The organism is Streptosporangium sp. NPDC006930, assembly GCF_040635605.1.
In the GTDB taxonomy this organism is placed as follows: Bacteria; Actinomycetota; Actinomycetes; order Streptosporangiales; family Streptosporangiaceae; genus Streptosporangium.
Genome location: NZ_JBEYID010000014.1, coordinates 1 through 16,184 on the forward strand (window position 1 = coordinate 1; position 16,184 = coordinate 16,184).

A 16,184-nucleotide genomic window follows, 5' to 3' on the forward strand; every position below is an offset into this window, starting at 1 on the left:
GGAAGTTAAGCTCTTCAGCGCCGATGGTACTGCACCGGGGACGGTGTGGGAGAGTAGGTCACCGCCGGACAATCTTTTACGAAAAGGGCTCCCACTGTTTGGTGGGGGCCCTTTCGTGCTTTCACTGCCCCCTTTTTTTCAAGCGATGTCTCAGGACCGTCCAAGGGACGCTCGGGGCATTAGAAAGTCGGGGCTCGAGGTTTCGGCGAATGGGCTTCCGCTGAGGGGGCCCTTTTTGCGTTATGGGGAGTCTCAACTAAGCGATCTTCAGCTCCCACGGCAAGGTGCCGGCCGGCAGCTGGGACGACTCCGGGATTCTCTCAAAGGCCATCCGCAAAGGGTCCGTCGCGATGTCCATGATCATTCATGGGTGCAAGGGAAGGGCGTATGGACTTTCAGGGGCTTGCTAGGCTGGAAGGGCCGGGCCACCCCACCAGCGGGTGGCCTTCGTCGCGCCAGACCACGATAGGGCGGGGCAGCGATAGCGAACGGGGCGCACCCCGCGGCCGGAGACCGCCCGGATAGCGAACGTCTCATCCGAACGAGGAGATGGGACGCGCTCGCAGAGTGACCCAACGAATGGACCAGAAGTGAACAGTGACAACGGGCCTGAGGGCGCGGGCCGTCGCGAAGAGAGCGAAAACCGCGGATCCGGTGGCCAGGGAGGCCGCCGCAGCGATCGCGCAGGTGGTGACAGGGGACGTCCGGGTGACGGTCCCCGGTATGGTGAGCGCCGAGAAGGGCGCCCGAGTGGTTCTTACGGCTCTCGTGATCGTGGCGACCGGCCGTCCTACAACCGTGACGACCGCGGTTCCGGTCGTCCTCCGTTCAACCGTGACGACCGCGTAGGGGGCGGGCAGAGGCCCTCAGGGCCGCGCGGCGAGGGCCAGCGTTCTTATGGTGACCGCGAGTCTCGCGGTGGCTCCTACGGCTCTCGTGATCGTGGCGACCGGCCGTCCTACAACCGTGACGACCGCGGTTCCGGTCGTCCTCCGTTCAACCGCGATGATCGCGGTGGTGAGCGCAGGCCGTTCAACCGTGATGACCGTCCGGGCGGTGGCTATCGCGGGGATCGTCCCGCGTTCAACCGCGACGATCGCGGTGGTGGTGGCCGTCCCCCCTTCAACCGCGATGATCGCGGTGGCGAGCGTAGGCCGTTCAACCGTGATGATCGGCCGTCGTCCAGCCGTGATGATCGTGGTGGCGAGCGTCGTTCGTACGGTGACCGTGACCAGTCGCGTGGTCAGTACGGTTCGCGTCCCGATGGTGGTGAGCGCAGGCCGTTCAACCGTGATGACCGTCCGGGCGGTGGCTATCGCGGGGATCGTCCCGCGTTCAACCGCGACGATCGCCCCGGTGGTGGCCGTCCCCCCTTCAACCGCGATGACCGCGGTGGCGAGCGTCGTTCGTACGGTGATCGTCCTGGTGGTGGGTATCGCGGCGATCGGCCGTCGTCTAACCGCGACAACCGCGGTGGTGACCGTCCCCCGTTCAACCGCGACGATCGCGGTGGCGAGCGTAGGCCGTTCAACCGTGATGATCGGCCGTCGTCCAGCCGTGATGATCGTGGTGGCGAGCGTCGTTCGTACGGTGACCGTGACCAGTCGCGTGGTCAGTACGGTTCGCGTCCCGATGGTGGTGAGCGCAGGCCGTTCAACCGGGACGACCGTCCGGGCGGTGGCTATCGCGGGGATCGTCCCGCGTTCAACCGCGACGATCGCCCCGGTGGTGGCCGTCCCCCCTTCAACCGCGACGATCGCGGTGGTGGCCGTCCTCCGTTCAACCGCGATGACCGCGGTGAGCGCAGGCCGTTCAACCGGGACGACCGGCCGGGGGGTGGGTATCGCGGCGATCGACCGTCGTTCAACCGTGACAGCCGCGGGGGGGATCGTCCTCCGTTCAACCGTGATGATCGGCCGTCGTCCAGCCGTGATGATCGTGGTGGCGAGCGTCGTTCGTACGGTGATCGCGACCAGACTCGTAGCCGCTACGGTTCGCGGCCGGATGGTGAGCGCAGGCCGTTCAACCGTGATGACCGTCCGGGCGGCGGGTATCGCGGGGATCGTCCCGCGTTCAACCGCGACGATCGCGGTGGTGACCGTCCTCCGTTCAACCGCGATGACCGCGGTGAGCGCAGGCCGTTCAACCGGGACGACCGTCCGGGCGGTGGTCCTCCCTTCGGGAACCGCGACCGCGACGGTGAGGGTTCCCGCACTCGCTATGGCCGGGACGACCGGTTCGGGGGGCGCGACGAGGCTCCCAGCGGCCAGCGTGAGGAGTTGCCCGAGCTCGCGCCGGACATCACCGCGGAGGAGCTCGACAAGGAGATCCGCGAAGAGCTGCGTTCTCTTCCGCTCGACCTCGCGGATCTGATCGCCCGTCATCTCGTGGCGGCCGAGAGGGCTCTTGGCGAGGACGACGCGGAGCGGGCCTACGAGCACACGAAGGTCGCACGCCGCTTCGCGGCCAGGATCGGAGTGATCCGTGAGGCCGTCGGTATCGCGGCCTACCGCGCCGGTCACTTCTCCGAGGCGCTCAGCGATCTGCGCGCGGCTCGCCGGATGACAGGTTCCGACTCGTTCCTGCCGATCATGGCGGACTGCGAGCGCGGTCTTGGCCGCCCCGAACGTGCGCTTGACCTGGTCCGTTCCAAGGAGGCCGAGCGGCTCGACCGCGTCGGCAAGATCGAACTCGCCATCGTGGAGTCCGGCGCCCGGAGAGACCTCGGCCAGAACGACGCCGCGGTCATCACCCTCCAGCGCCTTCCCGAGCTGCGTGACACCCGTCCCCAGCCCTGGTCGGCCCGCCTCGCCTTCGCTTACGCCGACGCGCTGTCCGCGGCGGGTCACGAGGGGCCGGCCACGGAGTGGTTCGGCCGGGCGATGACCTTCGACGAGGACGGCGAGACCGACGCGGCCGAGCGTTACGCGGAGCTGACGGGCGCTGTCATCGAGGACATCGAAGAGGACGACATCGAGGACGGGGAAATCTTCGTCGACGGCGACACCCGCGCCAACGATGACGCCGGTACCGGTGCCGGTGCCGAGGGCGATGACGACGTCGATGTCGATGTCGATGTCGACGATGACGCCGACATCGCCGACATCGCCGACATCGACGACGTCGCGGCTCTGGACGAGGAGATCGAGGCCGAAGACGATCTCTTTGACGACGACTTCGACGCGAATCCCCCCACTGCCGATGACGCTCCGGACAACGGTTCCATCGACGAAGAGCACTCTGCCGAGAAGAGCTCCCCTGAGAAGGTCTCTTCCGAGGGCGAGGCGGTCGACGCCGAGCGGAAGACGGAGGAGAAGCCGGGCAAGGTTGAGCACGCCGTCGGTCCTGCCTTCATCGAGCCCGACTTCGGCGACATTCTGAGTGACGTCTCCGACGCCGACTCAGATGAGGACGAGGATCCGCGCGAGGACGACGAGCAGGGCCAGGGCAAGGCCGAGAAGAAGTAAGTCCAGGGGACCTTCACCGCATTCCGGGTGGACGAGCTGGGCGCCCGGAATGCGGGAGGTGTCTCCATCGTTCTTAGCGAGGGGAATGCCAGGTTTACCTGGCGGGTGAATCGCTTCCCTGTCACCGTTCCTATGTTTGAAACGGTCAGGGCTTGGCCGTCGCCTACCTCCACAGAGGGAGGCGAGAAGCCGCTCCTTTCGAGGAGCGGAGGAGTCACAACGGCCCCGAGCTTTGCAGGGCACGTTTTCACGGCTGGATTCGATCCAGCCAGTGCAGGATTCCGGCCACGTTGGACGGGGCGCCGCTCAGCAGCTCGAATTGTTCAGCGGTCGCCTCGTCCGCCTTCAAAGCCGTGTAACGGTCGCGGGTGCGCTCTCTGACCATGGCAACGGCGTGATCCAGGTCCATGCCCTCCGTGTGGGCCTGACGGGTCAGGTCGACCCAGACACGAAGCTCCTCGGCGGAGCGTCCCAGGATCTCCTCCACATCCGTGACCGGTCCGTAGTGACTGAAGAGCAGCCTTTGCGGGCCCAGTGCTTTGAACAGGGCGATCGAGTCCAACGCGGTCCGCAGGTCGAAGTCCGGCGGAGGCGTGGCGGGACGCAGGTCGCCCGTCTCAGGGAGGTAGACCCCGGCCGCGTCGCCGACGTAGAGGTCTCCGGTGCCGGAGTCGATGAGTCCGACATGGTGTTTGGCGTGCCCCGGCGAGTAGTGGCTGTTCAGGGTACGCCCGTTGCCGAGGTCGATCGTGTCGGTGTCGTCGAGCGCGCGGATCCGTGAGGCTTCCGTCGGGGAGAGTTCGCCGAACAGGGTGTCGAGCTTGTCGCCCCAGACCATTCGCGCGCTCGCCATCAGCCTGGATGGATCGGCGAGATGACGGGCACCCTTCTCGTGAACCACGATCTCCGCATTCGGGTAGAAACCGGCGATGTCGCCGACCCCGCCCGCGTGATCCAAATGGATGTGCGTGACGACGACCGTGGCGAGATCTCCGGGTCCGACGCCCAGCGAGGTGAGGGCATCACGCACCACGGGAGCGGAGGTGGAGGTACCGGTCTCAACCAGGCAGGGACGGTCTCCGAGGATCAGGTATCCGGCCGTGATGCTGGAGTACCCGGCCATCCTCGTATCGATCTCATAGACGTCCCCACCGAGGGCGGTGATGTTGTCCACAGGCCACCTCATAACTGGAACCGGTATCCACAGAACAGTATTCGGCCATTCCGTCGCAGCTCACATCGTAGAGAGTCGTCCTCGACAGGCAGGATCGAGGGAGGATCGCATGGATCGTAACGAGGTCATTCTCGTGGGCCGCCTACCTGAGGTGGTCCACATCAGGCCGTTGCAGAGCGGAGGCACGCTCGGCACCTGGCGGCTCATCGTCCGGCGGCGACATCGCGGGCGTGGCGCCCGGGTCGACACCATTCCGTGCGCGTCGTTCGAGACCGATGTCATCGAGGCCGTGGCCAGTTGGCTTCCCGATGACATCGTCGAGGTGACGGGTTCGCTGCGTCGGAGATGGTGGGGAAGCGAAGGGGCCAAATCGTCCGGCTACGAGGTCGAAGTGCGTTCGGTGAGACGTCTTGAGCGCAAGGTCATCACGATCCTGGCCTGCGACGAGGAGGCTCCTGCGCCCGTCCCGCCTCGGCCGGTGCGCTCACTCCTGCCTGTGAGAAAGAGGGCCACGGTACGGGGAGGGGGGCCGCGGCTCATCCAGGCGAGGTCGGGTAACTGACGCCCTACCTACTTTCAGGGCATGCCGGATTCCGAAATGTCAGACTGATTTTCCGAGATCTCGGACCGACTTCCAAGACCTGGGAAACGCACGATTTCGGAGTTTCCGAGGGATCCGGCTCTTCTCAGGGTTCCGGCTCCCCTGATTTTTCAGGACCCTGACTTCGCGGAGGGCGGGTTTTCTCCGGAAGGTGTCCGTCCCGGGGGGAGCGTGCGCAGAACCAGACCGGTTCTGGGCTTCGGACCGAAGGAGGTGGACTTGCGAGGCACTCGTTCTCCCTGGGCCGCGACCGCGAGCACCTCGTCGACCGCGAGCGGGCGCAGAAGCACCGCGGTTCCACCGGATGTCCGCGCGAGCCGTACGGCGGCCTCAGGGTCGTGGTGGACGACGCGCACCGACTGTTCGTCGTCCCGCATCCCCCACACCTTCGGCAGAAGGAACTCCGCGAGAATAGAGGTGTTCAGCGCCCGCCACCTGGCCGAGTGCTCGGACGGCATGGCGTGTTCGAGCTGGTCGGGGTCGGGGTCGGTGAGAAGGTGGGTGGGCCCGCCGGCGGACAGCAGGTAGGCCGGTCCGCTGGTCTCCTCCAGCGCGGCCAGACCTTCGGCCAGGTCCGCGTGGTCGTGCACCTGCCACGAGCCCCTCGCCTTGGCCACCGCCTCCTCAAGCGGCAGTTCGGGAATGACCCGGTGGATGGCCTTCAGATCCGGTGGGTAGGCGCTGGAGTCCACCAGGAGCGCGAGACCGAAATCCCACGGACCGGGCTCCGGGGGACTCATCGGGATCACCACTTTCGTGGACTCCACCGGGCTCCCCGGGGCTGCGGCTTCCGCGGGTTCCTCAGGACTCGCGGCTTCCACCGACTCCACGGGGGTGACGCCCGCCATGGGCGTCATCGATTCCACGGCTGTCGTGGGTTCCATGGACGTGGTTGTCGCGGCGTCACCCGTGACGGAGGCGCGGTGTTCCCGCTGGAGCGCGAGGTAGGTGGCGTAGCGGTGGTGCCCGTCGGCGATGAGGGCCTGGCGGGGGCGGAGGTCGGCATCGATGGAGGCGAGCTCGCCGGTGTCGGTGACGGCCCACAGCCGATGCCTGACCCCGTCCTCGGTCTCCGTCTCCGCCAGAGGGGGCCGGGACGCGGCGATGCGGTCGACGAGGTGTGTGGTGGCGCCGCCCGAACCGTCGTAGAGCAGGAAGATGGGTTCCAGGTTGGCCTGCGTGGTGCGCATCAGCGCGAGCCGATCGGCGACCGGTCCGGGCATCACGTTCTCGTGAGGAAGGATGATGCCCAGCTCCGGACCGGCCAGGCCCACGTCGCCGATGATCCCGCGCTGCAGGATGCCAGGACCCGACTGCTCGTAGACGTAGACCGCGGGTGTCTCGTCGGCGGTCAGCACCCCGTAGGACAGCCACTGGTGAAGCGTCTCCCGCGCCTCGGCGTATTTGTGATGGTCGGTGCCGGGAAGGATCAAACGCACCACATTGTTGGGGTGAAGGTCGAGCAGCTTCCGCACCTCGGCCTCGTCGATGAGGTCGTACGGCGGCGAGGTGACTCCGGCCAGATCGTCGACCGTGAACCGCACGCCGTGAAACGGGCGCAGCACCAGCCCGCCGGGTATCGGCAGTTCAGGATTCGCCATAGAGGGCATGCTGCCATAAAGGCCTGAAACGGCCGGGGGCCGCTTCGAGTCTGCGATGGTGCCTGGTCCGTCAGGGAATCGGCCAGATCTGTCGTCTGTCGATGAAGGAGGCCTCACACAATGGTCCAAGGACGTGGCGGTCCGTCTGATTCCCCCAGCCCCGAGACGGGCGCTCCGGCCGGGGACGTCTACGAATGGTTCCAACGAGGGACGAAGCTGCTGGCCGAGGGCAGTCCGGCGGCGGCGGTCGCGCTGCTGGAGCGGGCGGCCGACGCGGAGCCGGAGTCGCGGAGCATCCGGGAGGCCCTCGCCCGAGCGCAGTTCAACTCCCGGCAGTACGCCGACGCCGTCGACAGCTTTCGATGGATCATCGACGCCAATCCGGCTGAGGACTACGCGTATTTCGGTCTTGGGCTCGCCCTGTGGCGCACCGGGGACATGGAAGGGGCTCAGGAGCCACTGGCGATCGCCGTCGCGATGCGGCCCGACCTGCGGCACTATGTTTCCGCGCTGAAAAGTGTTCGCGCCACGTTGCGCGCCCGCAGGATGTGATCCGGACGAGTTCGCCGCTGTGATCCCGAACGCCCGCAGGATGTGATCGGTGCCGACCTTGCCGGCGTGATCGGTACCTGCCGCCGGCGCGACCGGTGGGTGCCCTGCCGATACGCCCCGAGAATGCTCGCCCGGTTGATCCGTGTGGGTTCGCAGGACGTGATCCAGGCGGTTCCGCCGCATGGGAGCGGTGCGGGCGATGGAACGTGGGTGATGAAATGGGTCGGTGGACACGAATACACTGATCGACCCGTATGACACCCTTCTCCTTGACCTTGACGGGGTGGTGTACCTCGGGCGCAACGCCGTACCGGCGGCCCCGGAGTCCCTGCGCCGGGCGGCGGAGCGTGGTGTACGTCTCGCCTACGTCACCAACAACGCCTCACGCACCCCCGCGGCCATCGCCCAGCACCTGCGCGCGCTGGGCGCCCCAGCGGAACCCGAGGACGTCGTGACCTCCGCCCAGGCCGCCGCGCGGGTCGTGGCCGAGCGGGTCGAACCGGGCGCCGCGGTGCTGGTGGTCGGTGGGATGGGGCTGCGCTCCGCACTGCGCGTCCACGGACTGCGCCCGGTCAGCACCGCCCTGGAGGGTCCGGTCGCGGTCGTCCAGGGCATCGCTCCCGATCTCTCCTACGGCCTGTTGGCCGAGGGCACGCTCGCGGTGAGAGGGGGAGCCCTCTTCGTTGCCGCGAACGCCGACTCGACCATGCCGACGGGCAGGGGGGAGCTTCCCGGCAACGGCTCGATGGTCAGGGTCATCGCCACGGCGACCGGGGTGGAGCCGATCGTCGCGGGAAAGCCCGAGCCGCCCCTGCACCGCGAGTCGATGCTCCGTACCGGATCGCAGCGGCCTCTGGTGGTCGGTGACCGGCTCGACACCGACATCGAGGGAGCGACCAACGCGGGAGTGGACAGCCTGCTGGTCCTGACGGGGGTGGCGGGCCCGCTCGACATGCTGACCGCCGCTCCCCGGCACCGGCCCACCTACGTCGCCGCTGATCTGTCCGACCTGCACCGGCCCTACCCCGAGGTGCGGAGGATCGCAGACGGGTGGGCCTGCGAGGGGTGGAAGGCCCGCTGGGAGGAGGGCGCGCTCACCCTCGAAGGCGGGGGTGAGTCGCTTGACGGGCTCCGCGCGGCTTCCGCGGCAACCTGGGAGGCCGTGGGCGAGGGGCGGGCGGACGAGGACGCGGTGAAGGCGGCACTCGACTCCGCGCTCTCGCCGCGGGCCTCGCGCTCCGGCTGAGACGGCCGCTCGGCCCCGGGCCTCAACGGCCGCCCAGCCCTCGTCATCCCCCCTCGTCGCGACCTCACGTGCTTCCGCCTGATGCCGCGCCCAGGCCGGGAGGCCGGTGCCGAGCGGGCCGTCGCCCCCCGTGACCCTCTCCGCCCGTGTGATCCCGCCCTCGGGCGGGATCCTCAAAGGAGCTTGCGCAGGCGAAGAAGGTCACCGAAGCTGGCGTCGACCTTGATCCGGCCGCCGAAAACGGCCCGTCCCATGTCGAGGTCCCCGTTGACCAGCGAGATGAGATCATCGCTGCCGATGGTCAGTTTCACCTCGGCCTGTCTGCGGTCGTCCGAGGAAAGATCCTCGAAGGGGCCGAGGCCGCCGTGGTGGATGTGGCCGTAGAAGGTGACGCCGAGATCCTTGATGTGGCAGCTGATACTGCGTTCGACCACGTGCTTGTCGCGGCTCTCCCGGTCAACCTCGTCGAACTGCTCGCCGAGTTTGCGCAGTGCCACCCGGCACTCGTCGACGGTCGCCATCGCGTGGCGCTCCCTTCTCTTCTCCCTGACCGATCCGAATCCCTTTCAGGTACGGACGGTAGCGTTCCACATGAGTACGGCATGCAATCCGGCGCGGGGGCACCGGAGAAAGAGGCTTCCGCAATGGCGTTCAAAACATCGCAGGGTTATGCGCCGACGGTCGCCGACCTTAATGGGATGACAACGATCGAGGTTCCCGCGATAGTTCGCGGTTTACCCATCTTTGGAAGATCTCTCCCTTCCTCGCCCGCGCTGGACCGACCTGTGTGGATCGGCCGCTGCGGATCCCCCCGTGTCTGTGTGGATCGGCCGCTGCGAATGCCCCGCGTCTGTGCGGATCGGCCCTCGCGGCTCCCCCTGCGTTTGAGGGGAAGACGGGGGCCGGATTCATGGCGTGGGGAGAGCCTGTCGAGGAGGGGAACCCGCGTATGGGCGGAGGAAAGCCGGAAAGGCGGGAAAGCCCGCCAAGGCGACGAGGGGCGCGGCTTCCGATACGGTCGGGGAATCCACGGGCGCGGCGCCGGTGAGCGTCGTGCTCGTACGGTGGAAGCCGCATTCGTACGGCGGCAAGGGCCGCGAAGACGACCATGACGGCCGAAGCGGCCAGGAGCGGTTCCGGAGGGGGCGCATGACGGACCTGCTGGAGGAGACGGGCGACGAGCGGGCGGACGCCGCGCTGGGCGGGCTCACCCGTCTCGGCGCTCTGCCCGTCTCCGCGCACGCGGACGTCTTCGAGGAGGTGTTCACCGGACTGGAGCAGGCGCTCGCCGCGGTGAACGGTACCTCGGGGCGGGAGTCCGCCTCGCAGGACAGCCCTTCGGAGCGGGCCACCGTCCCGGCGCACGGTGCCCCGGAGCGGGAACCGACCTCACCGGGTGGTGTGCCAAGGCCGGGACCGGCCCTGGCACACGCTCTTCCCTGGCAGGGGCGCGCCTCGGTGGACGGCACCCGGGACCGGTGCCCGTGAGCCGGCGGACACGCCTCGACAGCGAGCTCGTCCGCCGGAAGCTGGCGCGATCCCGCGAGCAGGCGGCCCATCTCATCGAGGCAGGCCGGGTCAGCGTCGGCGGCCAGGTGGCGGCTAAGGCCGCGACCCAGGTCGACACGGCCTCGGCGATCGTGGTCGCGGAGGCGGCCGAGGGACCAGACTATGTCTCGCGGGGCGCGCACAAGCTCCTCGGCGCGCTGGAGGCCTTCGGTCCCCTCGGCCTCACCGTGGAGGGACGCCGTTGCCTGGACGCGGGAGCCTCGACCGGGGGTTTCACCGACGTACTGCTACGGGCGGGAGCGGCCCACGTCCTGGCCGTCGACGTCGGGTACGGCCAGCTCGCGTGGTCGCTGCGGACCGACGACAGGGTCACGGTCATGGAGCGGGTCAACGTCAGGGATCTGAAACCCGACATGCTCGGCGAGGCACCCACGCTGATCGTCGGTGACCTCTCCTTCATCTCCCTGCGCCTGGTGCTGCCGGCCCTCGCCCTGTGCGCCGCGGAACGGGCCGACTTCGCGATGCTGGTCAAACCCCAGTTCGAGGTCGGCAGGGAGCGGGTCGGCGCCGGAGGGGTCGTCCGTGATCCGGAGCTTCGCGCCGGGGCGGTAAGGGGCGTGGCCGAAGCCGCGCGAACGCTCGGCCTGACCGTTCGAGGGGTCACCGCGAGCCCTCTGCCGGGCCCGTCCGGCAACGTCGAGTACGTCATCTGGCTGGGCAAGGGAGAGGGCGCTCCGCCGGTCCCCGACCTTGACGCGGAGATCGATCGAGCGGTGGCGGAAGGCCCCCGGTAGCCGCGCTCCTCAGCCCTCCGGCTCCCAGCCTTTCAGAACCCGGCCTCGGCCCTCCAGACCTCCACCACTCGGAAACCTCCTGGCCATCCAGACCTCAACTCCCAAATCCTCTGCCACCCAGACCTCAGCTTCCTCCCCCCGCCCCGGGGCGAGGATCTCCACGTTCAAGGAGAGTCGATGACTGCCAAGCGCACCGTGCTGGTCACCGCGCACACCGGGCGGACGGCGGCCGTCGACAGCGCCCGGATGGTGATCCAGCGGCTCGTGGACGCCGGGCTGACCGTGCGGGTCCTCAGCGTCGAGGCCGAGGAGATCGCCTGCGCGGGGACCGACGTGGTACCCGCGGGTCCGGCGGCGGTCGACGCCGTCGAGATGATGATCGTGCTGGGTGGCGACGGCAGCCTCCTGCGGGCGGCCGAGCTCGCCCGCCCGGCGGGAGTGCCGCTGCTGGGGGTGAACCTCGGCCACGTGGGCTTCCTGGCGGAGGCCGAGGTGGAGGACCTGGCGGAGGCGGTCGACAGCGTGGTGGACGGCCGTTACGACGTCGAGGAGCGGATGACCATCGAGGTCACCGCCCGCCTCAACGGCAAGCTGCTCGCCGACAGCTGGGCGCTGAACGAGGTCACCGTCGAGAAGAGCGAGCGGATGCTCGAGGTGGTCGCCGAGATCGACGGGCGCCCGCTGTCACGCTGGGGGTGCGACGGGGTGATCTGTGCCACGCCGACCGGTTCGACCGCGTACGCCTTCTCCGCCGGAGGCCCGGTCGTGTGGCCGGAGGTGGAGGCGCTGCTGCTCGTGCCGATCAGCGCCCACGCCCTGTTCGCCAGGCCCCTGGTCGTCTCTCCCCGCTCCAAGCTGGCACTGGAGGTCCAGCCGGAGACGGCGGGCGCGGTGCTGTGGTGCGACGGCCGCCGCAGGTTCGACCTGCCGGCCGGTGCGAGGGTGGAACTGCGGCGGGCGGAGCTACCGGTACGGCTGGCGCGGTTGCACGGTCTGGAGGACACCGGGGCGCCGTTCACCGACAGGCTGGTCGCGAAGTTCGATCTCCCCGTACAGGGGTGGCGGGGTCGCGTGAGGCCCTAGTTCGTCCGGGCGGGCGACGCCTCAAGCGCGTAGGATCGTGCCCTCGCACCGCACTGATGTTCGGTGAATTCGATGTGACGGGAGGGACCAGTGCGACCTGGAGTCGAGGAGGTCCGTATCCAGGGGCTCGGCGTGATCGATGAGGCCGTCCTGGAGCTGGCGCCGGGATTCACCGTGGTCACGGGCGAGACGGGCGCGGGTAAGACCATGGTGGTGACCGGCCTGGGGCTGCTGTTCGGTGGCCGTGCCGACCCCGCCCGCGTCCGTCCAGGCTCCGGCAAGACGACCATCGAGGGCACGCTGATCGTCGACCCCGCCGGGCGGGTCGCCCAGCAGGTGCAGGACGTGGGAGGCGTGGTCGAGGACGGCGAGCTGATCATCTCGCGCACGGTCTCCGTCGAGGGGCGCAGCCGCGCCTGGCTGGGCGGGCGGACGGTTCCCGTCGGCACGCTCACCTACCTGGCCGAGGACCTCGTCGCCGTGCACGGCCAGATGGACCAGCAGCGGCTGCTGCAGCCGGGCCGTCAGCGGGCCGCCCTCGACCGCTACGCCGGTGAGGAACTGGTCAAGCCGCTGCGTGCCTACGAGCAGGCGTACAAGCGGCACAGGGAGACCGCGGAGAGGCTGGCCGAGCTGACCACCAAGGCGAGGGAGCGTGCCCAGGAGGCCGACCAGCTCAGGTTCGGGCTCGGCGAGGTGGAGAAGGCCGACCCCAAGCCCGGCGAGGAGATCGAGCTGCGCGAGGAGGAGGAGCGGCTCTCCCACGCGGACTCCCTCAGGAGCGCCGCGGAGACGGCGCACCGGGCGCTGCTCGGCGATCCGATGTCGGGTGAGCAGGCCATGCCGGACGCCATCGCGCTGGTCGGCGAGGCCCGCGGGGCCATCGAGGCGGTGCGCGACTTCGACCCCTCGCTCGCCGGGATCGCCGACCGGCTCGCGGAGGCGGGCTATCTGATCTCCGACGTCGCCACCGAGCTGGCCGCGTACGCCGAGTCGGTCGACGCCGACCCGGGCAGGCTCGCGGTGGTGCAGGAGCGACGGGCCGCGCTCATCCACGTCATCCGCAGATACGGCCAGGACACCGCGGAGGTGCTCGCCTGGGCCGCCCGGGCCGCCGCCCGGGTGGCGGAGCTCGACGGTGACGACGACCGCATCGGCGAGCTCACCCGCGAGCACGAGGAGCTCACCGCGCGCCTCACCGAGCTGGCCGCCGAGCTGACCCGGGTCAGGACGGCGACCGCGGAGCGGTTCGGGCAGGCCGTGACCGAGGAGCTCACCGCGCTGGCCATGCCGCACGCCAGGGTCGCGGTCACGATCACCGCCGCCTCCGAATTCGGCCCGCACGGCGTCGACGAGGTCGAGCTGCGCATGGCGCCGCACCCGGCCTCGCCGCTCCTGCCGCTGAACAAGGGCGCCTCCGGCGGTGAGCTGAGCCGGGTGATGCTCGCCATCGAGGTGGTCTTCGCCGGCGCCGACCCGGTTCCGACGTTCGTCTTCGACGAGGTCGACGCGGGCGTGGGCGGCAAGGCCGCGGTGGAGATCGGCCGCAGGCTGGCACGGCTGGCCCGCACCTCCCAGGTGATCGTCGTCACTCACCTCCCGCAGGTCGCGGCCTTCGCCGACCAGCATCTCGTCGTGGAGAAGGCCGACGACGGGAGCGTGGTGCGCAGCGGCGTGATCGCCCTCGACAAGGACGGCCGGGCGAGGGAGCTCTCCCGCATGCTCGCCGGGCTTGAGGACTCCGAGCTGGGCCGCGCGCACGCGCAGGAGCTCCTCTCGATCGCCGCCGCCGACAAGGCGTGACCCGAAACAGGCCGAACACGCCGGATTCGAGAAGCGAGGCAGTACGTGAGGGATTGAAGGAGTAATCCTCGCGTTCCAGGGGAGCAGGTCTCAGGAGTATCGGGTGACGTATCTAACACGCTGCCGCCTGTTTGGCTCTCCCGGTCGTTCACTCTGGCAGGATGGGCGTGATGAAGGTGCCGACTGAAGAGCTTCAAGACAGGCTCGCAAGGTACCTCCGCCGCAGGAAGGTCACGGACCTTCCCGGGGTGACGGCAGTGGCGAGAATCGATCGGCGGACCAAGAGGCTGACCAAGCGCCTCAGGGCCGGGGAAATCGCGATTATCGATCACGTTGACGTTGACCGGGTGAGCGCGGAGGCTCTTGTCGCGTGCGGTGCGGCGGGTGTCGTCAACATCGCCTCCGGCATCAGCGGCCGCTACCCCAACCTCGGCCCGCAGATCATCGTCGAGGCCGGGGTGCCGTTCGTCGACAACGCCACCCCCGAGCTGTTCGAGCGGATCAAGGACGGTGACCTGGTCAGGTTGCACGAGGGCGTCCTTCACCTCGACGACGAGGTGGTCGGCAAGGGCGATGTGCAGACGGCCGAGTCCATCGAGGCCGCGATGAGCGAGGCCCGTGCAGGGCTGACGGTGCAGATCGAGGCGTTCGCGGCCAACACCATGGAGTACGTCCGCCGCGAGCGCGACCTCCTCATCGACGGGATCGGCGTTCCCGACGTCCGGACCGTGATGGAGGGCAGGCACGTCCTCATCGTGGTGCGCGGTTACCACTACAAGGAGGACATCGCCGCCCTCCGCCCCTACATCCGCGAATACCGCCCGATCATGATCGGGGTGGACGGCGGCGCCGACGCGCTGCTGGAGGCCGGCTACCTGCCCGACATCATCGTCGGCGACTTCGACTCCGTCTCCACCAAGGCGCTCACCACCGGTGCCGAGCTGGTCGTGCACGCCTACCGCGACGGCAGGGCGCCCGGACTGGAGCGGGTCCAGCAGCTGGGCCGCACCGCGGTGCTCTTCCCGGCGATCGGCACCAGCGAGGACATCGCGATGCTGCTCGCCGACGACAAGGGCGCCGATCTCATCGTCGCCGTCGGCACTCACGCGACCCTGGTGGAGTTTCTCGACAAGGGCCGCTCCGGCATGGCCAGCACCTTCCTCACCCGCCTGCGGGTGGGCAGCAAGCTCGTCGACGCGAAAGGCGTCAGCCGGCTCTATCGCAGCCGGATCTCCACACCGTCCCTGCTCCTGCTCGTCGCCACCACGCTGATCACCATGGGAGTGGCGATCGTCGTCTCCCCGGTGGGCAAGATCTGGCTGGACAGCGTCCGCGACGTCTGGAGTGGCTTCATCTTCTGGCTGGTCGGACTCTTCTCGTGATCGATTTCCGCTATCACCTCGTCTCCATCGTCGCGATCTTCCTCGCGTTGTCGGTCGGGATCGTGCTCGGCACCACCCTGCTCGAAGATCCCGTCATCAAGGCGAGCGAGTCGCTGGCCAACCAGCTTCGCGAGGGCAACAACGAGCTTCGCGACCAGGTGGACGCCCTGCAGAAGCGCGAGGCCGCCAACGACGCCTTCGTGACCGGCGGCACCGCCCGGATGGTCCAGGACGCGCTCGTCGGCAGGAGCGTCGTGATCGTCGAGGCCCCGGGCAGCACCGCGAGCGTGCGCGAGGCGGCGCAGCAGGTGATCGAGGAGGCCGGGGGGAGCGTGACCGGCCGGATCACTCTCACCGAGCGATACACCGACCCCGCCCAGGCGGGCTTCGTCGACAAGCTGGCCGTCGGGGCCAAGGCCGCCGAGACCGTCTTCTCCGTCGAGGACACGGCGCACGACAAGGCGGCGGAGGTGCTCGCCGGCGCGATCCTGACCAGTGACTCCAGCCAGGTGGGCAAGGAGCACCCGTCCGGAGCCGGCATCCTCGACGCGTTCCAGCGTGCCGGTCTGCTCACCGTCACCGGCGAGCCCGCCAGGCGCGCGGAGACGGCCCTGATGATCGCCCCGGCGGAGGCGTACGCGGGGGAGACCGCGAGTGCGCAGGCGGGCACGCTCGTGACGCTGGCGCTCGGCCTCGACGACGCGGGCCAGGGCACCGTGCTGGCCGGCACGCAGACCTCCGTCGCGCCCGGCGGGGTGATCGCCGCGCTCCGCGAGGACGCGGCCTTCACGGAGAAGGTCTCCAGCGTCGACACCGCCGATATGCCCGCGGGACGGGTCGTGGTGGTCTACGCTCTCCGAGAGCAACTCACCGGGCTGGCCGGCCAGTACGGCATCGGCTCCGGTGTCTCCGGCATCGAGCCCAGCGCGACGCCGACCCCCACGGTCCCCACGGCCACCTCCGGAGGATGAT

13 protein-coding genes are annotated in these 16,184 nt (G+C 69.0%); 9 read left to right on the forward strand and 4 right to left on the reverse strand.

Features of this window, described 5'->3' with window-relative positions; genetic code table 11:
• Positions 1-866 precede the first annotated feature (866 nt).
• Positions 867-3,335, reverse strand: coding sequence for a hypothetical protein (locus tag ABZ664_RS23715; protein ID WP_362513782.1), 2,469 nt, complete (start codon positions 3,333-3,335; stop codon positions 867-869).
• 379 nt (positions 3,336-3,714) lie between these two features.
• On the reverse strand, positions 3,715-4,641 hold the full coding sequence (locus ABZ664_RS23720; RefSeq protein ID WP_362513785.1) for an MBL fold metallo-hydrolase: 927 nt from the start codon (positions 4,639-4,641) through the stop codon (positions 3,715-3,717).
• Positions 4,642-4,750: 109 nt separating this feature from the next.
• Between ABZ664_RS23720 and ABZ664_RS23725 the strand changes: the two genes are divergently transcribed.
• Positions 4,751-5,203, forward strand: coding sequence for a hypothetical protein (locus ABZ664_RS23725; RefSeq protein ID WP_362513788.1), 453 nt, complete (start codon positions 4,751-4,753; stop codon positions 5,201-5,203).
• 149 nt (positions 5,204-5,352) lie between these two features.
• Here ABZ664_RS23725 and ABZ664_RS23730 read toward each other — a convergent pair whose 3' ends face one another.
• Positions 5,353-6,852 (reverse strand): DUF1015 domain-containing protein, encoded by a 1,500-nt coding sequence (locus ABZ664_RS23730; protein WP_362513792.1) that lies wholly within the window; start codon positions 6,850-6,852, stop codon positions 5,353-5,355.
• A gap of 111 nt (positions 6,853-6,963) precedes the next feature.
• On the opposite strand from ABZ664_RS23730, the gene ABZ664_RS23735 reads away from it, so the two are divergent.
• On the forward strand, positions 6,964-7,395 hold the full coding sequence (locus ABZ664_RS23735) for a tetratricopeptide repeat protein (protein WP_362513795.1): 432 nt from the start codon (positions 6,964-6,966) through the stop codon (positions 7,393-7,395).
• A gap of 226 nt (positions 7,396-7,621) precedes the next feature.
• Entirely contained in the window at positions 7,622-8,641 is a 1,020-nt protein-coding gene (locus ABZ664_RS23740; protein ID WP_362513798.1) for an HAD-IIA family hydrolase, read from the forward strand.
• 173 nt (positions 8,642-8,814) lie between these two features.
• Here the strand turns inward: ABZ664_RS23740 and ABZ664_RS23745 are convergent, their stop codons facing one another.
• The gene (locus tag ABZ664_RS23745; RefSeq protein WP_362513801.1) at positions 8,815-9,162 is read right to left on the reverse strand and encodes an SCP2 sterol-binding domain-containing protein; all 348 of its coding nucleotides are present in this window, start codon (positions 9,160-9,162) and stop codon (positions 8,815-8,817) included.
• Between the two features lie 628 nt (positions 9,163-9,790).
• Between ABZ664_RS23745 and ABZ664_RS23750 the strand changes: the two genes are divergently transcribed.
• From ABZ664_RS23750 to ABZ664_RS23775, 6 genes are all read left to right on the forward strand, one after another.
• Positions 9,791-10,129: a hypothetical protein gene (locus ABZ664_RS23750; protein WP_362513804.1), complete on the forward strand. Its 339-nt coding sequence runs from the start codon at positions 9,791-9,793 to the stop codon at positions 10,127-10,129.
• Positions 10,126-10,944 (forward strand): TlyA family RNA methyltransferase, encoded by an 819-nt coding sequence (locus ABZ664_RS23755; RefSeq protein ID WP_362513808.1) that lies wholly within the window; start codon positions 10,126-10,128, stop codon positions 10,942-10,944. The genes ABZ664_RS23750 and ABZ664_RS23755 overlap by 4 nt, the downstream gene beginning before the upstream one ends.
• Before the next feature lie 177 nt (positions 10,945-11,121).
• Positions 11,122-12,027: an NAD kinase gene (locus tag ABZ664_RS23760; protein WP_362513813.1), complete on the forward strand. Its 906-nt coding sequence runs from the start codon at positions 11,122-11,124 to the stop codon at positions 12,025-12,027.
• Positions 12,028-12,117: 90 nt separating this feature from the next.
• On the forward strand, positions 12,118-13,830 hold the full coding sequence (recN, locus tag ABZ664_RS23765; protein WP_362513816.1) for a DNA repair protein RecN: 1,713 nt from the start codon (positions 12,118-12,120) through the stop codon (positions 13,828-13,830).
• Between the two features lie 170 nt (positions 13,831-14,000).
• Positions 14,001-15,212, forward strand: coding sequence for a putative cytokinetic ring protein SteA (gene steA / locus ABZ664_RS23770; RefSeq protein ID WP_362513819.1), 1,212 nt, complete (start codon positions 14,001-14,003; stop codon positions 15,210-15,212).
• Positions 15,209-16,183 (forward strand): copper transporter, encoded by a 975-nt coding sequence (locus tag ABZ664_RS23775; protein WP_362513822.1) that lies wholly within the window; start codon positions 15,209-15,211, stop codon positions 16,181-16,183. The genes steA and ABZ664_RS23775 overlap by 4 nt, the downstream gene beginning before the upstream one ends.
• Position 16,184: the final 1 nt, after the last annotated feature.